Source organism: Flavobacterium sp. AC274 (genome assembly GCF_979258275.1).
Genome location: NZ_OZ409852.1, coordinates 1,212,175 through 1,228,966 on the forward strand (window position 1 = coordinate 1,212,175; position 16,792 = coordinate 1,228,966).

The following is a 16,792-nucleotide window of genomic DNA, read 5'->3' on the forward strand; positions in this document are numbered from 1 at the left end:
AATTCGAATTATTCGAAAAATATAAAAAGTATATAAAAAATATAATTCGTGAATTCGTGGCTATAAAAATAACTATCAAAAACTAAAATAAAACCAATGTTAAAAATTGCCATTTTAGGACTTGGAGAAGGTCGCAGCACAATGTCCGCAGCTTTAAAAAGCTCAAAATTAGAGCTTGTAAAAGTATGCGACAGAAATGAAGACTTGTGTAAACAAAGAGCAAGAGAATTTGATTTTCATTCGTACACCACAAATTACGATGATTTATTGAATGATACAGCAATTGATATCATTGCCATTTACACACCAGATCATCTTCATGCCGATCATGTGAAACAGGCTTTGCTTCACGGAAAACATGTAGTTTGTACCAAACCTTTTATTGATAATTTGGCAGATGCAAAAGAGTTATTGGCATTGAGCGAGAAAACGGGAAAGAAAGTATTTATTGGTCAGAGTTCAAGATTTTTTGAGCCCGCAAAAAGACAAAGAAATGATTTTGAAGCAGGATTAATAGGTGATTTAATTACAATCGAAGCGCATTATCACGCAGACCACAGATGGTTTTTAGAAAAAGAATGGTCATTATTGCAATCTTTCAAATGGCTTTACGGAGGTTTAAGTCATCCTGTAGATTTTATCAGATGGTATTTGCCAAACATTGAGGAAGTTATGGGTTATGGAATGATCAGCAGTAACGGAAGTGCCGCCGGATTAAAAAACGAAGATACCATGCACTTCATCTTCAAAGCAACCGACGGGAGAATTGCCAGAGTAAGTGGTGTGTATACATCACCAACACAACCGGCACAACGTGATAGCGGAATGAGTACAATTCTAAGAGCAACCGAAGGAGCAAGTCAGGCGGATTATCACGAATTGCGTTACGCCGTTACAACAAAAGATGGAGAAGAAAAAATAATAACGTGGGGTGATGCAACCTTAAAACATTATTTCCGTTTTGAAGGACAAAGTCACCACGCAGGAGAATATCAAAATTATCTGGAATATTTTGTAGACAGTATCGAACAAAATTTCACCGCTTATCCAGACATGAAAGAAGGTATCGGAACTGTGGCTTTATTACAGGCAATGGACAAGTCTTTACAAACCGGAATACCAGTTAAAATAGCTGATGTTTTAAAAGAATATGAGCTATGAACAGTATCTATGATAAGTTAACAACCTTAGATTTTATCATTGTTGCCGTTTATTTAGTAGCCCTATTAATTATTGGTTATGTAGTAAGTGTCAAACAAAGCAAGAAAAACGAAACGCTTTTTCTGGCTGGAAATTCGTTAAAATGGTACAGCATCGGGTTTAATATGTGGGGAACCAATGTTGGTCCATCGTCATTATTGGCTTTTGCAAGTATTGGTTATGCAACCGGAATTGTAGCAGGAAATTTTGAGTGGTATGCTTTTGTTTTCTTACTGCTTTTGGCCATGGTTTTTGCACCGCGTTATATTGCGAGCAAAGTGAGTACCATGCCGGAATATATGGGAAAACGTTACGGCGACAGCACACAAAATATTTTGGCCTGGTACGCTTTGGTGAAAATCTTGGTAAGTTGGTTATCGTTAGGATTATTTAGCGGGGGTATTTTGGTACGTCAGATTCTCGGAATTCCGATGTGGCAGAGCGTTACCGTTTTAGTCATTTTTTCTGGAATTTTCACCTTCGCAGGAGGTTTGAAAGCTATTGCAAAAGTGAATGTTTTTCAGATGATTTTATTAATTATTGTTTCATTGACATTGTCCTATTTAGGATTGCAAAAAGTAGGAGGTATTAGTGCCTTAATTGCCAAAACGCCTTCAAATTTTTGGAATTTAGTACAGCCCGCAAGCGACGCACATTATCCGTGGCCGGCTATTTTGTTGGGATATCCGGTTGCGGCGGTTGCTTTTTTCTGTACCGATCAATCGATGGTTCAGAGTGTTTTGGGAGCGAAGAATTTAGAGCACGGACAATTGGGCGTAAATTTCATTGGCTGGCTGAAAGTATTGGCTTTGCCTTTGTTTATTTTACCGGGAATTCTGTGTTATGTTTTGTATCCCGAACTAGGTAAAAATTCTGATTTGGCTTATATGACAATGGTGACTAATTTATTCCCAAGTGGAATGAACGGTTTGGTTATTTGTGTTATGATCGCGGTTTTGGTGGGAACAATTGGTTCATCATTAAACGCATTAAGTACCGTTTTTACCAATGATATTTATGTAAAGAAAATAAACCCGACGGCGACTATCAAAGAACAAATTAAAATTGGTCGTATCACCATTGCAGCCGGATGTTTATTCGCCATTTTGATTGCCGTTGCCATTGACAATATAAAAGGACAAAATTTATTTAATATTTTTCAGGCTGTTTTAGGATTTTTGGCACCTTCATTATCAGTTGTTTTCTTGTTGAGTATTTTTTGGAAACGTACCACAAAAAAAGCTGTAAACGTAACATTATCCTGGGGTTCAGCTTTTAGTTTATTTGTGGGAGTTTTATATTTATGGATTTTCCCTGCTGATAAATATCCAGTTTGGCCACACTTTTTATTAATCTCATTTTACATTTTTGCTACATTATTAGTATCAGCAATTATTATTTCTTTAGCTGATAAAAATCCTGAGATTAATTTTTCTGATGAAACTGATATTCCTAAAACTAGTAAGAAAGTGAAGTTGTTGTTTGGGTTATTGGGATTGGTGATTTTGAGTTTGTATTTGTTTTTTAATGGGAATTAGGAGTTTTCTAAATATTAAAAAATAAAGGAGATTGAAGATGTATGTAAATTTGTATGAATTTGATGAAAATATATAGTAGGTTTGTCATGTTAAACTAATCAAATTAGGTTTATAAGTTTTATATATTTTATTAGTGAAGTTAGTTGACAATACAACAAAAATCAGACAAAATTCAACAACTTAATACAACAATGACTCACATAATTCTTGACACAAATGTTATAATAACTTATCCTAAACTTTTAGGATTATCAATTGAAAACACACGTTTTGTTGTGCCATTAGAAGTAATATCTGAATTGAATGAAAAGAGAAATGATAAAGGAACAAAATTTGAAGATATAGTAAATTTGATAGAGAAAGGTTCCTTAGCGGGCACAGTGTCAATAGTAAATTCAGATTTTCCAGCTTTTATGAAATATGATGAATTTTTAAATCCAGGTAAAAATTCTAGGGCTAGTTCATCTGTAATTGCTACAGCAATGACCTTTCGAGAAAAAGCAGAACAAGTGAAAATTGCTTCTTTGGATATGAATATACGAAATTCTGCTATAGAACTCGGAATAGAAGTATTAACAAGTACCCAATTGGAAGAATTTATAAAGCTATTTACTAAAGTTGAACATCCTTCTTGGTTAAAAATATTTTTTAACATCCTAATTGAGACAATAAGAGAAATATTTTCATTTACACCAATTATAGGAAGTCTTTTGAATCCTATATTTGATAAATTGAAAGATTCCGAATTACCTTCTATACAAGGTAAGATTCAACTTTTTGAACGTAAGCAAAATACAAGTCTAATTGTGGGTATTATAATTGGAATATTGTGTACTTTACTTTCTGTTTTAATCTATTTCAATTTACATGTAATAACTGAAACAATAAATGTTTGGGGGACAATAGCATTGACATTATTGTTAGGTATTTTTATTTTTATAGTCCGTGAAAAACAAAGATTGGGCTATGGAGTTTTTGAATTCTTAGTTGGTGTGATTTCTATAATATTACTATTTTACAATAATGATTTTAACTACTCAAAAATTGATTTTAATATTGATTTTAATTTAAAAATAGCTGCCGGATTATATGTAATGGTTAGGGGACAGGATAATATGGTTAAAGGCTTAAAAGATACAAAAATAGGCTTGAAATTAAGAGATTTTGGAATAGGTATATAATTAATTATTAAGGAATATGAAAACAGATTTGAATATTTTATTAAAGGGTTTAGCAGATGTTCGCGCTAGACAAATTTTTCTAACAAAATTTTCTATTGAAACTGAAAACGTATATGAAGATGCTTATGCATTTGCCGTTTGCAAATCAATATATCCAATTTTTCACGAAGAAAGATATATGGAAACTGATGAGGAAATTTACAAACTGAAATTGCCATTTTACGAAACTTATGACGTAGCTGAAAACACTATTTCAAACTTTGCTGATTATGTAGATACAAATTGGCAACAGCAAAAATATTTTACTTTTTATGAATTAGAAAGTCATTATAGAAATAGTTGGAGTGGAAATGATTTAAGATCAGACCTGATAAATTGTTTACGTTATTTTTTTCTAAATCATTTATTTGATAAACCATTTTGGGATACAATTCTAAAACCAATGGAATATCCGGTTGAAGCTGGAAGAATAACAAAACCTTTTGATAAAACTGAACTTTATTAAAATGTAATATTATAATTTAAGCCACTCTTCGGAGTGGTTTTTTTATTATAGAAATTTTTTAATCTTCAGTATTTGTTCCCAGTAGAAACCAACAACTCCCGAATATCAACCTTCAAATATTTAGCAACCTCATAAAGCGTTTCAATAGAAGGCTGATATTCATTAGTACACCAACGAGAAACAGTCGCTACAGTTTTACCTAAATGATTGGCTAATTCCTTGCTAGTTCGGTTGTTTTCAACTAAAACAACTTTTATTCTATTTAACTTAAGTTTCGACACAATGATGATTTATTGCTATATTATGCAAATATGATGCATTTTAAATATAATAAAAAACATAATAATATTGCTCAAAAGCATCATGAAATTATAATTTGATAATATATAATTATAATTTGTAGTATAATTATTACTATTTTTGTTTCGTAAAAAGAAAAATTTAATGAAACAATCAAGAAAACGACAATTAAAAATACATAAAAAGCATATTACAAGGCCATATCATCGTTATGTAATATTTCCTGAAATCCGACTTTGTGGAAAATGGCTTCAGAAAATCGGTTTTAATTACGGGAATTTCGTAACGATTGGACATCAGCAAAATAAAATCATTATTACAGCCAATAATGAAATTGAAACGAAATAAAAATCATCTATTCAAACATAGCCCGTGGTTTCAACCACGGGGAAACGTAATATTGATAAATGTAATTTTATATATCTTGCGTCCCAATGATTTCAACCACGGGAAACGTAATATCATAAACGCAATTTTATATATCTTGCGTCCCAGTGGTTGAAACCACTGGCTATGTTTTGAACAAATCATTAAATAAAAAACACATAGCATTTCAACAGAACGCTATGTGTTTTTTATTTAAATGAAATGCCTTTTTCAGACAATCGAGATACTATGTTTTTATGTGTTTACAATTATTTCTCAACAGCCTTCCTCTTCTCCAAATTAGGCAAAAATCCAGTAATTATTCCAATCAAAGGCAGAAATGCACAAATCTTAAATACATATTCAATACTCGTTGCATCGGCAATTTTTCCTAAAATGGCAGAACCTAAACCACCCATTCCAAAAGCAAATCCGAAGAAAAGACCGGCAACAAGTCCGACTTTTCCAGGCATTAATTCAGTTGCATAAACTAAAATGGCAGAGAATGCCGAAGAAAGAATTAACCCGATAATTACAGACAAAGTTCCAACCCAAAATAAAGATACATAAGGTAATAACATTGTAAAAGGAGCAACGCCTAAAATTGAAACCCAGATTACATATTTTCTTCCAAATCGATCACCGATAGGTCCCCCAATTAAAGTTCCTGCGGCAACAGCACCCGAAAATAAAAATAAATAAACCTGAGATTGTTGAATGCTAATGTGGAATTTATCAATAAGAAAAAAAGTATAATAACTTGTAATACTGCTCATATAGAAGTATTTTGAGAAAATTAAAACCAATAAAATGATTAGTGAAGTAGTTACTGTTCTTTTCGATAAATGATGCGTTTCGATTTGATGAGATGATTTATTAGCATTTCTTAATGACAAATGTTCACTGTACCAAAGTGCAATTTTATACAAGGCAAAAATTCCGACAATAGCGATAATACAAAACCAAGCCACGTAAGATTGTCCATGAGGAATAACGATAAATGCCGCCAACAAAGGTCCGATAGCACTTCCCGCATTTCCGCCCAATTGAAAAATAGACTGCGCCAATCCTTTTTTTCCGCCCGAAGCCAAATGCGCAACTCTCGAAGATTCCGGATGAAAAATCGAAGATCCAATACCAATTAAACTAACAGACATTAACAAATAAGTAAAGTTTGTAGCAATCGAAACCAGAAAAAGTCCAACCATTGTAAAACACATTCCAATTATTAAAGAAAAAGGTTTTGAATTTTTATCAGTATACATTCCCACAAAAGGCTGTAAAATCGAGGCAACAATTTGGTACGTAAAAGTGATAATTCCGATTTGGGAAAAGCTTAAATTAAAATTTTCCTTTAAAAGCGGATAAATAGAAGGAACAACAGCCTGTAAAAGATCATTAATTAAGTGAGAAAAACTAATGATAAATAAGATCGAATAAGTAGTTTTTTTAAGTATATCAGGATTTGCTTTAATAGTGTCCATGAGTTATTTTTTGATTTTTAAATAAGTTAAAAACAACAGCTGTATTATTTTTTACAAAGGTTAAAAGAATAATAATGTCAGAATTGCTATATTTGGACAATGAATAACCAAATTCGGACATATCGATTAGCGCAGGATTACGGATACCAAATTGATTCTTCAAGGCCAGTTATTGGCTATAGTGAAATGGTAACCAATGAAATATGTATCTCGCATTCACATCCCAGAGGCCAGCTTATTTATGCTACACGTGGTGTAATGAATGTTGTAGTAGGCAATAATATCTGGGTTGTGAATCCGTTGCAAGGCTTGTGGCTGCCGGGTGGTGTAGAACATCAGGTTACCTTTCAAAAAGACGTTAATTATTACAGCGTTTTTATTGATCCGTCGGCAATGAAAGGCTTACCCATAAACAGTTTTTCCTTTGATATTCCGATGTTCCTTAAACAGTTGATTTTTAAAATTATTTCTTTTGGAACGAATGGAAATCTTACCCCTTCGCAAAGAAGAATCAGCGATGTTTTTCTGGATGAATTAGCATTAATTGAACCAAGTGCCACTTTTTTGCCAACAACCAATCATGAAAGATTACAAAAAGTAGTCGAGCTTTTACTGAACGATGTAGCGAGTAAAAACACGATTGATTATTATGCCGAAATCTCGTTTATGAGCACCAGAACTTTATCCCGATTATTTATTAAAGAATTGGGAATGAACTTTAGTGACTGGCGAACCCGATTAAAATTATTAGAAGCCATAAAACGTTTGGGCGAAAAACAATCCATAAAAGAAATCGCTTTTAATTTGGGTTATGAAACTACAAGCGCTTTTATTTATATGTTTAAAAAGCATTTAGGGAAAACACCTTCCAATTACATTTTAGAAGATCAAAACGATTCGGAAAAGATGATTGCTTAAATCATAATCCTAAAATCAGAACGCCGATAAAACGGATTCGCTTTTGCGAAGACGCAGATTGAAACGGATTTTTTCTTCCGGTTCTCTTAATAGCTTTGTCAAAGTTTAAAACTTTGACAAAGCTCGCAGGTTTGCTATAATTAAAATCTGTGTAAATCAGCGTCTTTACGAAGTAAATCCGTTTCATCAGCGTCCCAAAAAATTCCAACATCGTTTTTTTTAGTACTAAAAAAGTGATAACTGATAATTTTTCCCTTAAAAAATTATCAAAGATTACTGTTTGTTATGAAATAACAGGACACTACAGGTTGGCAAATGTGGAAATAACACTTATCTTTAGCTCCAAAAAAAGATAAATGCAAAGCCGATTTTCCATATTTAGATTTTTGTTTGTTTGTGTTATTTTATTTCCTGTGACTTTTTTGTTGGCTCAGGAAAAAACAAAAGAAGCGACATGGATCTGGTATCCAGGTGATTTTGAAGTTTTGTTAAGCAATAAAATGCAGGTAAGACGTACAGAACGCGAAGCAGTATTTCCACCGCTTTGGCAATATTACAGTCCTTATGCTCTGGTAACTTTTCAAACAGAAGTAGAGATTCCACAGCCAGACGAGGTAAAAATCTACACGGAAGGATCTTTTCAATTACTTTTAGATGGCGTTCAGGTTTACGGGCAGCCAAAATCATTAAAAATTCCTGCCGGGAAACACAAAATTTCATTTAAAGTATACAATCAGGAAGTGCTGCCGGCTATTTATATTGATGGTAAATATGTTAAATCTGATGCATCCTGGAAAGTGACCAATGAAGATAAACTTTGGATTGATGAAACTGGGAAAGCACAACAATCTGGTACACCATGGATGCCTGTTGGTTCCTGGAATTTTAATTCACCAGAAAATAAACCTTCCGGATTTAAACTAACAACCAAACCTTTAAGCGCAAAAAAAACAGAAAAAATTGGAGCTGGTGAGTTGGTAGATTTTGGTAAAGAAACTTTTGGTTATATTAAAATTCACGGTTTAAAAGGAAAAGGTAAAGTAGCTCTTTATTATGGTGAATCTCGTGAAGAAGCACTGGATTCTGCCAAATGTGAAACACTAGACCATTTATCTTTTGATGGAAATCACCCTGAAACCTACACACACGATGGCTCGAAAGCATTTCGCTATGTTCAGGTACAAGCAGATGCAATGGTAAAATATGATTCTATTTCGATGCTTTATGAATATTTGCCATTAGACTATCGTGGTGCATTCAAATCTTCAGACCAAGAATTAAATAAAATTTGGGATGTGTCAGCTTACACGATGCATTTAACAACTCGCGAATTTTTTATAGACGGTATTAAACGCGACCGTTGGGTTTGGTCTGGCGATGCTTATCAAAGTTATTTAATGAATTATTATTTATTCTTTGATTCGGCTTCGGTAGAACGAACGCTGTTGGCGCTGCGTGGTAAAGAACCTGTGACGGCTCATATAAATATCATAATGGATTATTCACTGTATTGGTTTGTGGGTGTTTACGATTACTATTTACACACTGGCGATACGAAATTCATCAAGACTTTTTATCCACGAATGAAATCGCTTATGGAATTCTGCTTAAAAAGAAGAAACACAAACGGATTCTTGGAACCATTAGAAGGCGATTGGGTTTTTATTGATTGGGCAGACGGATTACCAAAAAAAGGAGAGGTTAGTTTTGAGCAAATGCTTTTAGCCAGAAGTTTAGAAGCCATGGCAGTTAGTGCTAAAATTGCAGGTGAAAATGAAGACCAAAAACAGTATCAAAAATTGGCTGACGACTTAAAAACAAAATTATTTGATGTGTTTTGGGATAAAAAAGAAAACGTTATGAAGCATCAGCGTATAGACGGTAAAATGCAGGATATTGTAACCAGATACGCTAATATGTTCGGTATTTTTTTCAATTATTTTAATGAACAACAAAAACAAAGCATAAAAAAGAAGGTGCTGCTGAATGATAATGTTCTTAAAATCACAACACCCTACATGCGTTTTTACGAGTTGGAAGCATTGTGTGCGATGGGCGAACAAAATTATGTTCTAAAAGAAATGAAAGACTATTGGGGCGGAATGTTAAAAGAAGGCGCAACTTCTTTCTGGGAAGAATACAATCCAAATAAAAAAGGAACAGAACATTTAGCGATGTACGGACGCCCTTACGGGAAAAGTCTTTGCCATGCCTGGGGTTCTAGTCCGATTTATCTACTAGGGAAATATTATTTAGGCGTAAAACCATTGCAACCCGGTTATGCCGAATATGAAATCAAACCCAATTTAGGAGGTTTACAATGGATGGAAGGTAAAGTACCAACACCAAATGGCGAAGTAGAGTTGTACTGCAGCACCAAAGAAATAAAAGTAAAAGCAGCGGAAGGCGAAGGAAAATTGATTTTCGAAAGTTCAAGCAAGCCGAAAACAAATTCAGGAACGATTACAACATTGGCTAAAAATAAATATCAATTAATTGTGCAACCGAATGTTGAGTACAAAGTGAGTTATAAAGCAATTTAAGTTTTTTTAGTCCTTAGTAGTTAGTAATTAGTCCATAGTTTGTAACGCTAGTTTTGTCATTTCGAGGAACGATAAATCACATCCAGAGAGCGACGTACTACGTGGTCACATTATGTGATTTCTCGTTCCTCGAAATGACAAGATTGTAGAAATTCAGTTGCCATTAAAAATAAAATACAATGTTTTCAAAAAAAATAAAATACAATTTGACTCTAAGAAAAGTTTTTTTACTGATGAGTTTGGTATGCTTTCAATTTTCAGCTTTGGCACAAAATTCAGGTTGGACACCATCTTCTTTTGAAATTGTAAAATCAAATTACAAAACATTCAAAACAACACAATACGCTCATGTTTTTTCAGGAAGCAAAAATAATATTGTTCGTTTAGCACCAGATTTACAGGGTTTACAAGGGATTCAACTTCCTTTAGAAAAATATAAAAGCGGTACAAATACTCCTTTGCAGTTAAGGTTTAAAGAACCGGTTAAGGTTATAGTTGGTATTTTTCAGGAAAATAATCCAGAATATCTTCAGTCAAATAAACTTGAAAATGCAAAATTGGTTTTAAAAAACGGATTAACCATTACAGGATTACCTTCGGTGAATGTATATGCGCTTTCATTCCCAAAAGGAAAACAAACAATAAACCCCGGAAATGGATTATTTGCAATCTTAGGAGTTATAAAAGATACTCAAAAATTAAGCTTTAGAAATGCTGAACTTCCAGACGGAAAACTTTGGAATCCGACATTTATAGTTGAAGGATTTTCAGATGAAAAACCACTTTTTGAAATTATTGGTGGAGAAAATAAAGCCGTTGTAGACGAAGGAATGCCAGGAACTGAAGGAATTCAGGGAGGTTTTGAAGGCGGACGTGTAGTAAAAGTTGGCGATACGTATCACATGTTTCCAACAGAAAGAGCCGGAGAAATAGGAGTAGATTATTATTACGATCGTGTAAAAACCCGAATTGGTCACTGGACAAGTAAAGACGCCATTCACTGGAAAAGAGAATCAACGATTTACCAGGCAAGCGGAACTTACGCCATAACCGAAGACGATAACCCAATGAATGATCGCCGTGCCGCAATTTGGTCGTATATGCCGGTTTTTAACGAAAAGGCAAACAAATGGTACGGCTATTATTTAGCTTACACAGTTAGTAAAACCATAGAACCCAATCACTCTTTCGGAAGAATCTGGCGTTGCGAATCAACCGTTGATGGAATTGACGGAATTGGCGGTCCGTACAAAGATATGGGAATCATCATGGAACCGGGATTAGACTCAGAACCGTGGGAAGGCCGTCAAGGCGTAGCTTCTTTTTTCCATACAAAGTAGGCGATAAATATTTTGGATTTTACAGCGGAGCATACCCTTTTAATTCATGGGCCGATTATCCGAAGAAAACCGGAAAAGGCTGGTTTGTAGCTTTGGCTGAATCAAAAAGTTTAGAAGGTCCGTGGTCAAGAATAAAAGACGGAAGCAATCCTATAAAATCAATGCATCCTTTTTTTGTAGAAAATCCAATTGTGAGTCAGTTGCCAAACGGTTTATATATCGCCGTTTTTGATGGAGGCCCAGACGGTTGGGGACATCATTTACCGAATATGATGGCGTATTCATTATCCAAAGATGGGAAAAATTGGGGTGAAGCAAGATATCTTCCCATAGAAACAAAAGTCGATAAATGGTGGGATATCATGCGAACACCACTTTGCCTAATCCCCGAAGGAAATGACGTTTATACAATTATTTACGCCGCGATAGATCTAAAAAAGAGATTTCACCCAATGGGAATGGTAAAAGTAAAATTGAATAAAGAAGTTATGGAATCTAGATTGAAAGAGTTGAAATAATAGCCCACAGATTGTACGGATTAAACGGATTTACGCAGATTATTTTATTTAAAAATATGTGTTAATCTGCCGAAATCATTTTAAATCTGCGTGAAACAAAAATAGAATCAGTGTAAATCTGTTTAATCCGCTTCATCCGCGTGCCATAAACACACATTAAGAAAATGAAAGTCAAATATCTAATCATTGCCATTACATCACTTTTTATAACTAGTTGCGCAACGACTAAATACAAGAAAAGAGAAATCAACGAAACTGTAATGCAGGAGATTTACAACGAAATCAAAACGCCTTATAAATACGGTTTGGTAATGGTGCCAACAGACAACTCATATAAAATGGATTGCCCAAGTGTGTATAGAAAAGATGGTAAATGGTTCATGACGTATTTAATTTACGATGGAAGAGGTTACGAAACCTGGCTGGCAGAAAGTGATGATTTATTACACTGGAAACATTTAGGAAAAGTAATGTCTTTCTCAGAAAACGAAAAACATTGGGATGTTAACCAAAAAGCGGGATATATATCGTTACAGGATCCAACTTGGGGCGGAAGCTACGAATGGGAAAAATACGATGACAAATATTGGATGAGTTATTTTGGCGGAGACAGCAAAGGCTACGAAGCTGGAGTTTTATCAATCGGAATGGCGTATACAAAAGAAGCACCTACAAAACCACATGAATTTCAAAGATTAGAAAATCCGGTTTTAAGCCCAAAAGACAAAGACTCCAGATGGTGGGATAATAGTACGATGTATAAAAATAGTGTTATTCGTGATAAGGACAAAGTTACAGGACACAATTTTATCATGTATTACAATGCGCGAGGTGATAGTTTAAATCCTGCTAAAGGTGCAGAGCGTATTGCTATGGCTGTGTCAAACGATATGAAAAATTGGGAACGTTATGGCGATAAACCTTTAATCAATCATCATAAAGGAATCTCAGGAGATGCCTATATTCAGCGCATTAATGATACTTGGGTAATGTTCTATTTTGGAGCTTTTTGGACGGGTTGGAATCAGGGTGCATTTAACCGTTTTGCCGTTTCGAACGATTTAGTAAACTGGACCGACTGGAAAGGCGAAGATCTTATCAAATCATCAGAAACTTATGATGATATGTTTGCGCACAAATCATTTGTCGTAAAACATAATGGCGTGGTGTATCATTTCTATTGTGCTGTAAATAAAGCAGAGCAAAGAGGAATTGCCATTGCGACGTCTAAAGATATAGGAAAAAGTGAAATGAATTTTGTGGCACCGCCAGAGAAAAAAGAGAAGAAATAATGAATAATTTTAAAGTACTATTTTTTATCCTGTTTGGAATAATTGCCCAAGCACAATCCGTAACCGGCGAACCTGCGGGAATTCCTGAAGCCCCAAAAAAATACGAATTTGCTCCTTGGGAAGATCCAACAATAACGAGTATCAACAGACAACCGTCAAGAGCAACCGCGTATTCGTATGCAAATGTTGAAGATGCCCTAAAAGGAGACCGAACAAAAAGCCGATTAAAAATGCTAACCGGCGATTGGGATTTCAAATACGCATCAAATCTAAAAGAAGCTTCAAAAGATTTTTATAAAGGAAAAGTTGCCGGTTGGGATAAAATCGAAGTACCATCCAACTGGGAATTAAAAGGTTACGATATTCCGATTTATAAAAGCGCCGTTTATCCTTTTAGGCCCATAAATCCACCTTTTATTCCCAAAGATTATAACGGAGTTGGTTCATACCAACGCACTTTTACCGTTCCCGAAAATTGGAAAGATATGACGGTGACTTTGCATTTTGGTAGCGTAAGTTCAGGTTTTCAGGTTTGGTTAAACGGAGAGTTTCTGGGTTATGGAGAAGACAGTTTTCTTCCGTCAGAATTTGATATTACACCTTATTTAAAAGAAGGAGAAAATGTAGTTTCAGTACAGGTAATTCGTTGGACAGACGGTTCATATCTTGAAGATCAGGATCACTGGCGAGTAAGCGGAATCCAGCGTGAAGTTTTCATCATGGCCGAACCAAAATTACGTATTCAGGATTTCTTTTATCAAACCAAATTAGACAAAGAATACAAAGACGCTTCTTTTCAATTACGTCCAAAAGTTGAAAATTTAACAGGCGAAAAAATCAAAGATTATACTTTTCAGGCACAATTATACGATGCCAATAATGTGGCATTATTTAAAGAACCGCTTCAAAAACCGGTGATCGATATGATCAACGAAAGTTATCCCCGTCTGGATAATGTACGTTTTGGAATGTTTAAAGAAAACATCGCTAATCCAAAAAAATGGAGTTCAGAAGAGCCAAACTTGTACACTTTGGTCATGTCGATAAAAGACGCCAACGGAAATATTACAGAAGCAAAAAGCTGTAAAGTTGGTTTCCGATCCATCGAATTCGCCAAGGAAAATGGAAAAATGCTCATCAATGGAAAAGAAACTTATGTATACGGCGTAAACCGTCACGATCAGCATCCAACAAAAGGGAAAGCCGTAAACCGAGACGATATCAAACAAGATATTACGACGATTAAAAAATTCAATTTCAATTTTATCAGAACCAGCCATTATCCAAATGATCCTTATTTTTATGAATTATGCGATCAATACGGAATAATGGTTATGGATGAAGCCAATCAGGAAACACACGGAATTGGCGGAAAATTAAGCAACGATCCAAAATGGACAAATGCTTATTTAGAGCGCATGACCCGAATGGTCGAAAGAGATAAAAATCATCCATCCGTAGTTTTCTGGAGTTTAGGAAACGAAGGTGGAAAAGGACCAAACCATGCGGCAATGTCGGGTTGGGTTCATGATTTTGATATCACGCGTCCGGTACATTACGAACCAGCGCAGGGAAATCCGAGATTAGACGGTTATATTGATCCTCTTGATCCGAGATATCCTAAAACGATCGATCACGCGTATCGATTTGAAAATCCGCAAGACGAACCTTATGTTGATATGGTAAGCCGTTTTTATCCGGGTGTTTTTACACCTAAATTTTTAGTCGATCAAAAGAAAGATACACGTCCCATTATTTTTGTAGAATATTCTCATGCGATGGGAAATTCAGTTGGAAATTTAAAAGAATTATGGGATGAATTCCGTTCGCTTCCAAGAGTTATCGGAGGTTGTATTTGGGAATTTAAAGATCAGGGATTAGTTAAAAAAGATCCGGCAACGGGTCAGGAATTTTTTGCTCACGGAGGAGATTTTGGCGAAAAATACCACGATGGGAATTTCAATACAAAAGGAATTGTCGATTCTAACGGAAAACCAAAAGGATCGATTTATGAAAATAAATGGATTTATCAGCCAGCGACAACTACCTTAAAAGACAATTTTCAATTAGAAATAAAAAATCGTCAGGCGGTAAAATCTTTAGCGGACTACGTTCCGGTTTTGAAAATTTTAGAAAACGGAAATGTGATCAAAACTCAAATTTTAAAACCTTTCAATTTAGAAGCTGGACAATCTACAGTTTTAGATGTAAAACAATATTTACCAAAATTGAAAAAGGATGCTGAATATTTTCTGAATATCGAATTTCAACTTTCAAAAGATGAATTGTGGGCTTCTAAAGGTTACGCTGTCGCGGAAGATCAATTTTTGCTAAAAAAATCAGAAGCAGTTTTAGATTTTACGAAAGATATTGTTGAGGTAAAAACTTCTGAAACTGATTCAGATTTTAAAATCAAAGGAAAAACATTTGACATTAATATAAGCAAAGCAAACGGTGCATTGAATTCTTATGTCTTTAATGGTGAAGAACAAGTTTTTGCTCCATTGCTTCCTAATTTTGTGAGACCACTTACGGATAACGACAAAAGAGGATGGAAATCGCATAAAGTTTTGAAACCGTGGTACCAGGCAAAACCAAAATTGGTCAAAACCAAAATGGAAACAACAATTACCGGAACCATAATTACTAGCGATTATGAAGTGATAAAAGACAGCGCGCAAGTGCAGGTAATTTATAACATCAGCAAAAACGGAATCATTAAAGTCGACTATAGTTTAAAAGCCACAAACAAATTACCAAACATTCCAAAAATCGGAATGCAAATGGGAGTTCAGAGAAAGTTTGATCAGATTTCTTGGTACGGAAAAGGCGAATTAGAAAACTATATCGACAGAAGTTTTGGTTCTTTCGTAGGGAAATATTCATTACCAATTAATGATTTTCTGGAACACTACGTAAAACCTCAGGAAAATGCCAACAGAACCGAAGTAAGATGGATGGCTTTTACAACACCACAAAAAAACAAAGGTTTATTGGTGGTGGACGATGCAAAAGTTTTAAGCATGAGTGCGTGGCCGTATACACAAGAAAATTTAAGCGCTGCCAAGCATACATTCGACCTAAAAGATCCGGGATTTTTAACCGTAAACATCGACTTGATTCAAATGGGAGTGGGAGGAAATGATAGCTGGACGGCAGTAGCACAGCCGTTAGAAAAATATCAAATTAAATCCGGCGATTATCAATATAGTTTTTATCTGATTCCTTTTTCAGCAACAAAAAATGGATTGGAGGAGAGTTTAAAAAAGTTTAAATATTAGTAATTGATCATTTTAAAAATTAAATGACATAAGAAATTCGACACAAATTATCAAACATAGCCCGAGGTTTCAACCTCGGGAAACGTATTGTGAAATCACGTTGCGTCCCAATGGTTGAAACCATTGGGTATGTTTTATAATGACAAATTTAAACCAGAAAGGTTTGTAAAACCTGTTAGGTCTTTACTAATAATAAGTATAGTTTGTCATTCCGACGAAGGAGGAATCCCCGCGAGAAGCTCGACAAAGATTGGATTTCCGTTGCGGAGCTACTTGCGGGGATTCCTCCTTCGTCGGAATGACAAAACAGCCGAATAAAAAAACAA

13 protein-coding genes are annotated in these 16,792 nt (G+C 34.7%); 11 read left to right on the forward strand and 2 right to left on the reverse strand.

Annotation, left to right across the window (positions count from 1 at the left end; translation table 11 throughout):
* Positions 1–96: 96 nt before the first annotated feature.
* The 4 genes from ACZZZT_RS05505 to ACZZZT_RS05520 all read left to right on the forward strand — a co-directional run bounded on the left by ACZZZT_RS05505 (position 97) and on the right by ACZZZT_RS05520 (position 4,424).
* Positions 97–1,161 carry a Gfo/Idh/MocA family protein gene (locus ACZZZT_RS05505; RefSeq protein WP_463459682.1) on the forward strand — a complete coding sequence of 355 codons (1,065 nt, stop codon included), beginning with the start codon at positions 97–99 and terminating at the stop codon, positions 1,159–1,161.
* Positions 1,158–2,738: a sodium:solute symporter gene (locus tag ACZZZT_RS05510; RefSeq protein WP_463459683.1), complete on the forward strand. Its 1,581-nt coding sequence runs from the start codon at positions 1,158–1,160 to the stop codon at positions 2,736–2,738. The genes ACZZZT_RS05505 and ACZZZT_RS05510 overlap by 4 nt, the downstream gene beginning before the upstream one ends.
* A 191-nt stretch (positions 2,739–2,929) precedes the next feature.
* Complete coding sequence (locus ACZZZT_RS05515; RefSeq protein WP_463459684.1) at positions 2,930–3,919, forward strand: PIN domain-containing protein; 990 nt, start codon at positions 2,930–2,932, stop codon at positions 3,917–3,919.
* 16 nt (positions 3,920–3,935) lie between these two features.
* Positions 3,936–4,424 carry a hypothetical protein gene (locus ACZZZT_RS05520; RefSeq protein WP_463459685.1) on the forward strand — a complete coding sequence of 163 codons (489 nt, stop codon included), beginning with the start codon at positions 3,936–3,938 and terminating at the stop codon, positions 4,422–4,424.
* A gap of 65 nt (positions 4,425–4,489) precedes the next feature.
* On the opposite strand, the gene ACZZZT_RS05525 is transcribed toward ACZZZT_RS05520, so the two are convergent.
* A complete protein-coding gene (locus tag ACZZZT_RS05525; RefSeq protein WP_463459686.1) occupies positions 4,490–4,705 on the reverse strand; it encodes a helix-turn-helix transcriptional regulator in 216 nt (71 codons plus the stop codon).
* Positions 4,706–4,868: 163 nt separating this feature from the next.
* On the opposite strand from ACZZZT_RS05525, the gene ACZZZT_RS05530 reads away from it, so the two are divergent.
* Positions 4,869–5,072 carry a SymE family type I addiction module toxin gene (locus ACZZZT_RS05530; protein WP_463459687.1) on the forward strand — a complete coding sequence of 68 codons (204 nt, stop codon included), beginning with the start codon at positions 4,869–4,871 and terminating at the stop codon, positions 5,070–5,072.
* Positions 5,073–5,359: 287 nt separating this feature from the next.
* On the opposite strand, the gene ACZZZT_RS05535 is transcribed toward ACZZZT_RS05530, so the two are convergent.
* The gene (locus ACZZZT_RS05535) at positions 5,360–6,574 is read right to left on the reverse strand and encodes an MFS transporter (RefSeq protein ID WP_463459688.1); all 1,215 of its coding nucleotides are present in this window, start codon (positions 6,572–6,574) and stop codon (positions 5,360–5,362) included.
* 99 nt (positions 6,575–6,673) lie between these two features.
* Between ACZZZT_RS05535 and ACZZZT_RS05540 the strand changes: the two genes are divergently transcribed.
* The 6 genes from ACZZZT_RS05540 to ACZZZT_RS05565 all read left to right on the forward strand — a co-directional run bounded on the left by ACZZZT_RS05540 (position 6,674) and on the right by ACZZZT_RS05565 (position 16,466).
* Entirely contained in the window at positions 6,674–7,492 is an 819-nt protein-coding gene (locus ACZZZT_RS05540) for an AraC family transcriptional regulator (protein ID WP_463459689.1), read from the forward strand.
* A gap of 356 nt (positions 7,493–7,848) precedes the next feature.
* Entirely contained in the window at positions 7,849–10,035 is a 2,187-nt protein-coding gene (locus ACZZZT_RS05545; RefSeq protein ID WP_463459690.1) for an alpha-L-rhamnosidase-related protein, read from the forward strand.
* A 179-nt stretch (positions 10,036–10,214) separates the two neighbouring features.
* Entirely contained in the window at positions 10,215–11,375 is a 1,161-nt protein-coding gene (locus tag ACZZZT_RS05550; protein WP_463459691.1) for a hypothetical protein, read from the forward strand.
* A complete protein-coding gene (locus ACZZZT_RS05555) occupies positions 11,330–11,893 on the forward strand; it encodes a hypothetical protein (protein ID WP_463459692.1) in 564 nt (187 codons plus the stop codon). The genes ACZZZT_RS05550 and ACZZZT_RS05555 overlap by 46 nt, the downstream gene beginning before the upstream one ends.
* 164 nt (positions 11,894–12,057) lie before the next feature.
* Positions 12,058–13,185 carry a glycoside hydrolase family protein gene (locus tag ACZZZT_RS05560; RefSeq protein ID WP_463459693.1) on the forward strand — a complete coding sequence of 376 codons (1,128 nt, stop codon included), beginning with the start codon at positions 12,058–12,060 and terminating at the stop codon, positions 13,183–13,185.
* Positions 13,185–16,466, forward strand: coding sequence for a glycoside hydrolase family 2 TIM barrel-domain containing protein (locus ACZZZT_RS05565; RefSeq protein ID WP_463459694.1), 3,282 nt, complete (start codon positions 13,185–13,187; stop codon positions 16,464–16,466). Before ACZZZT_RS05560 ends, ACZZZT_RS05565 begins: the two co-directional genes overlap by 1 nt.
* Positions 16,467–16,792 lie beyond the last annotated feature (326 nt).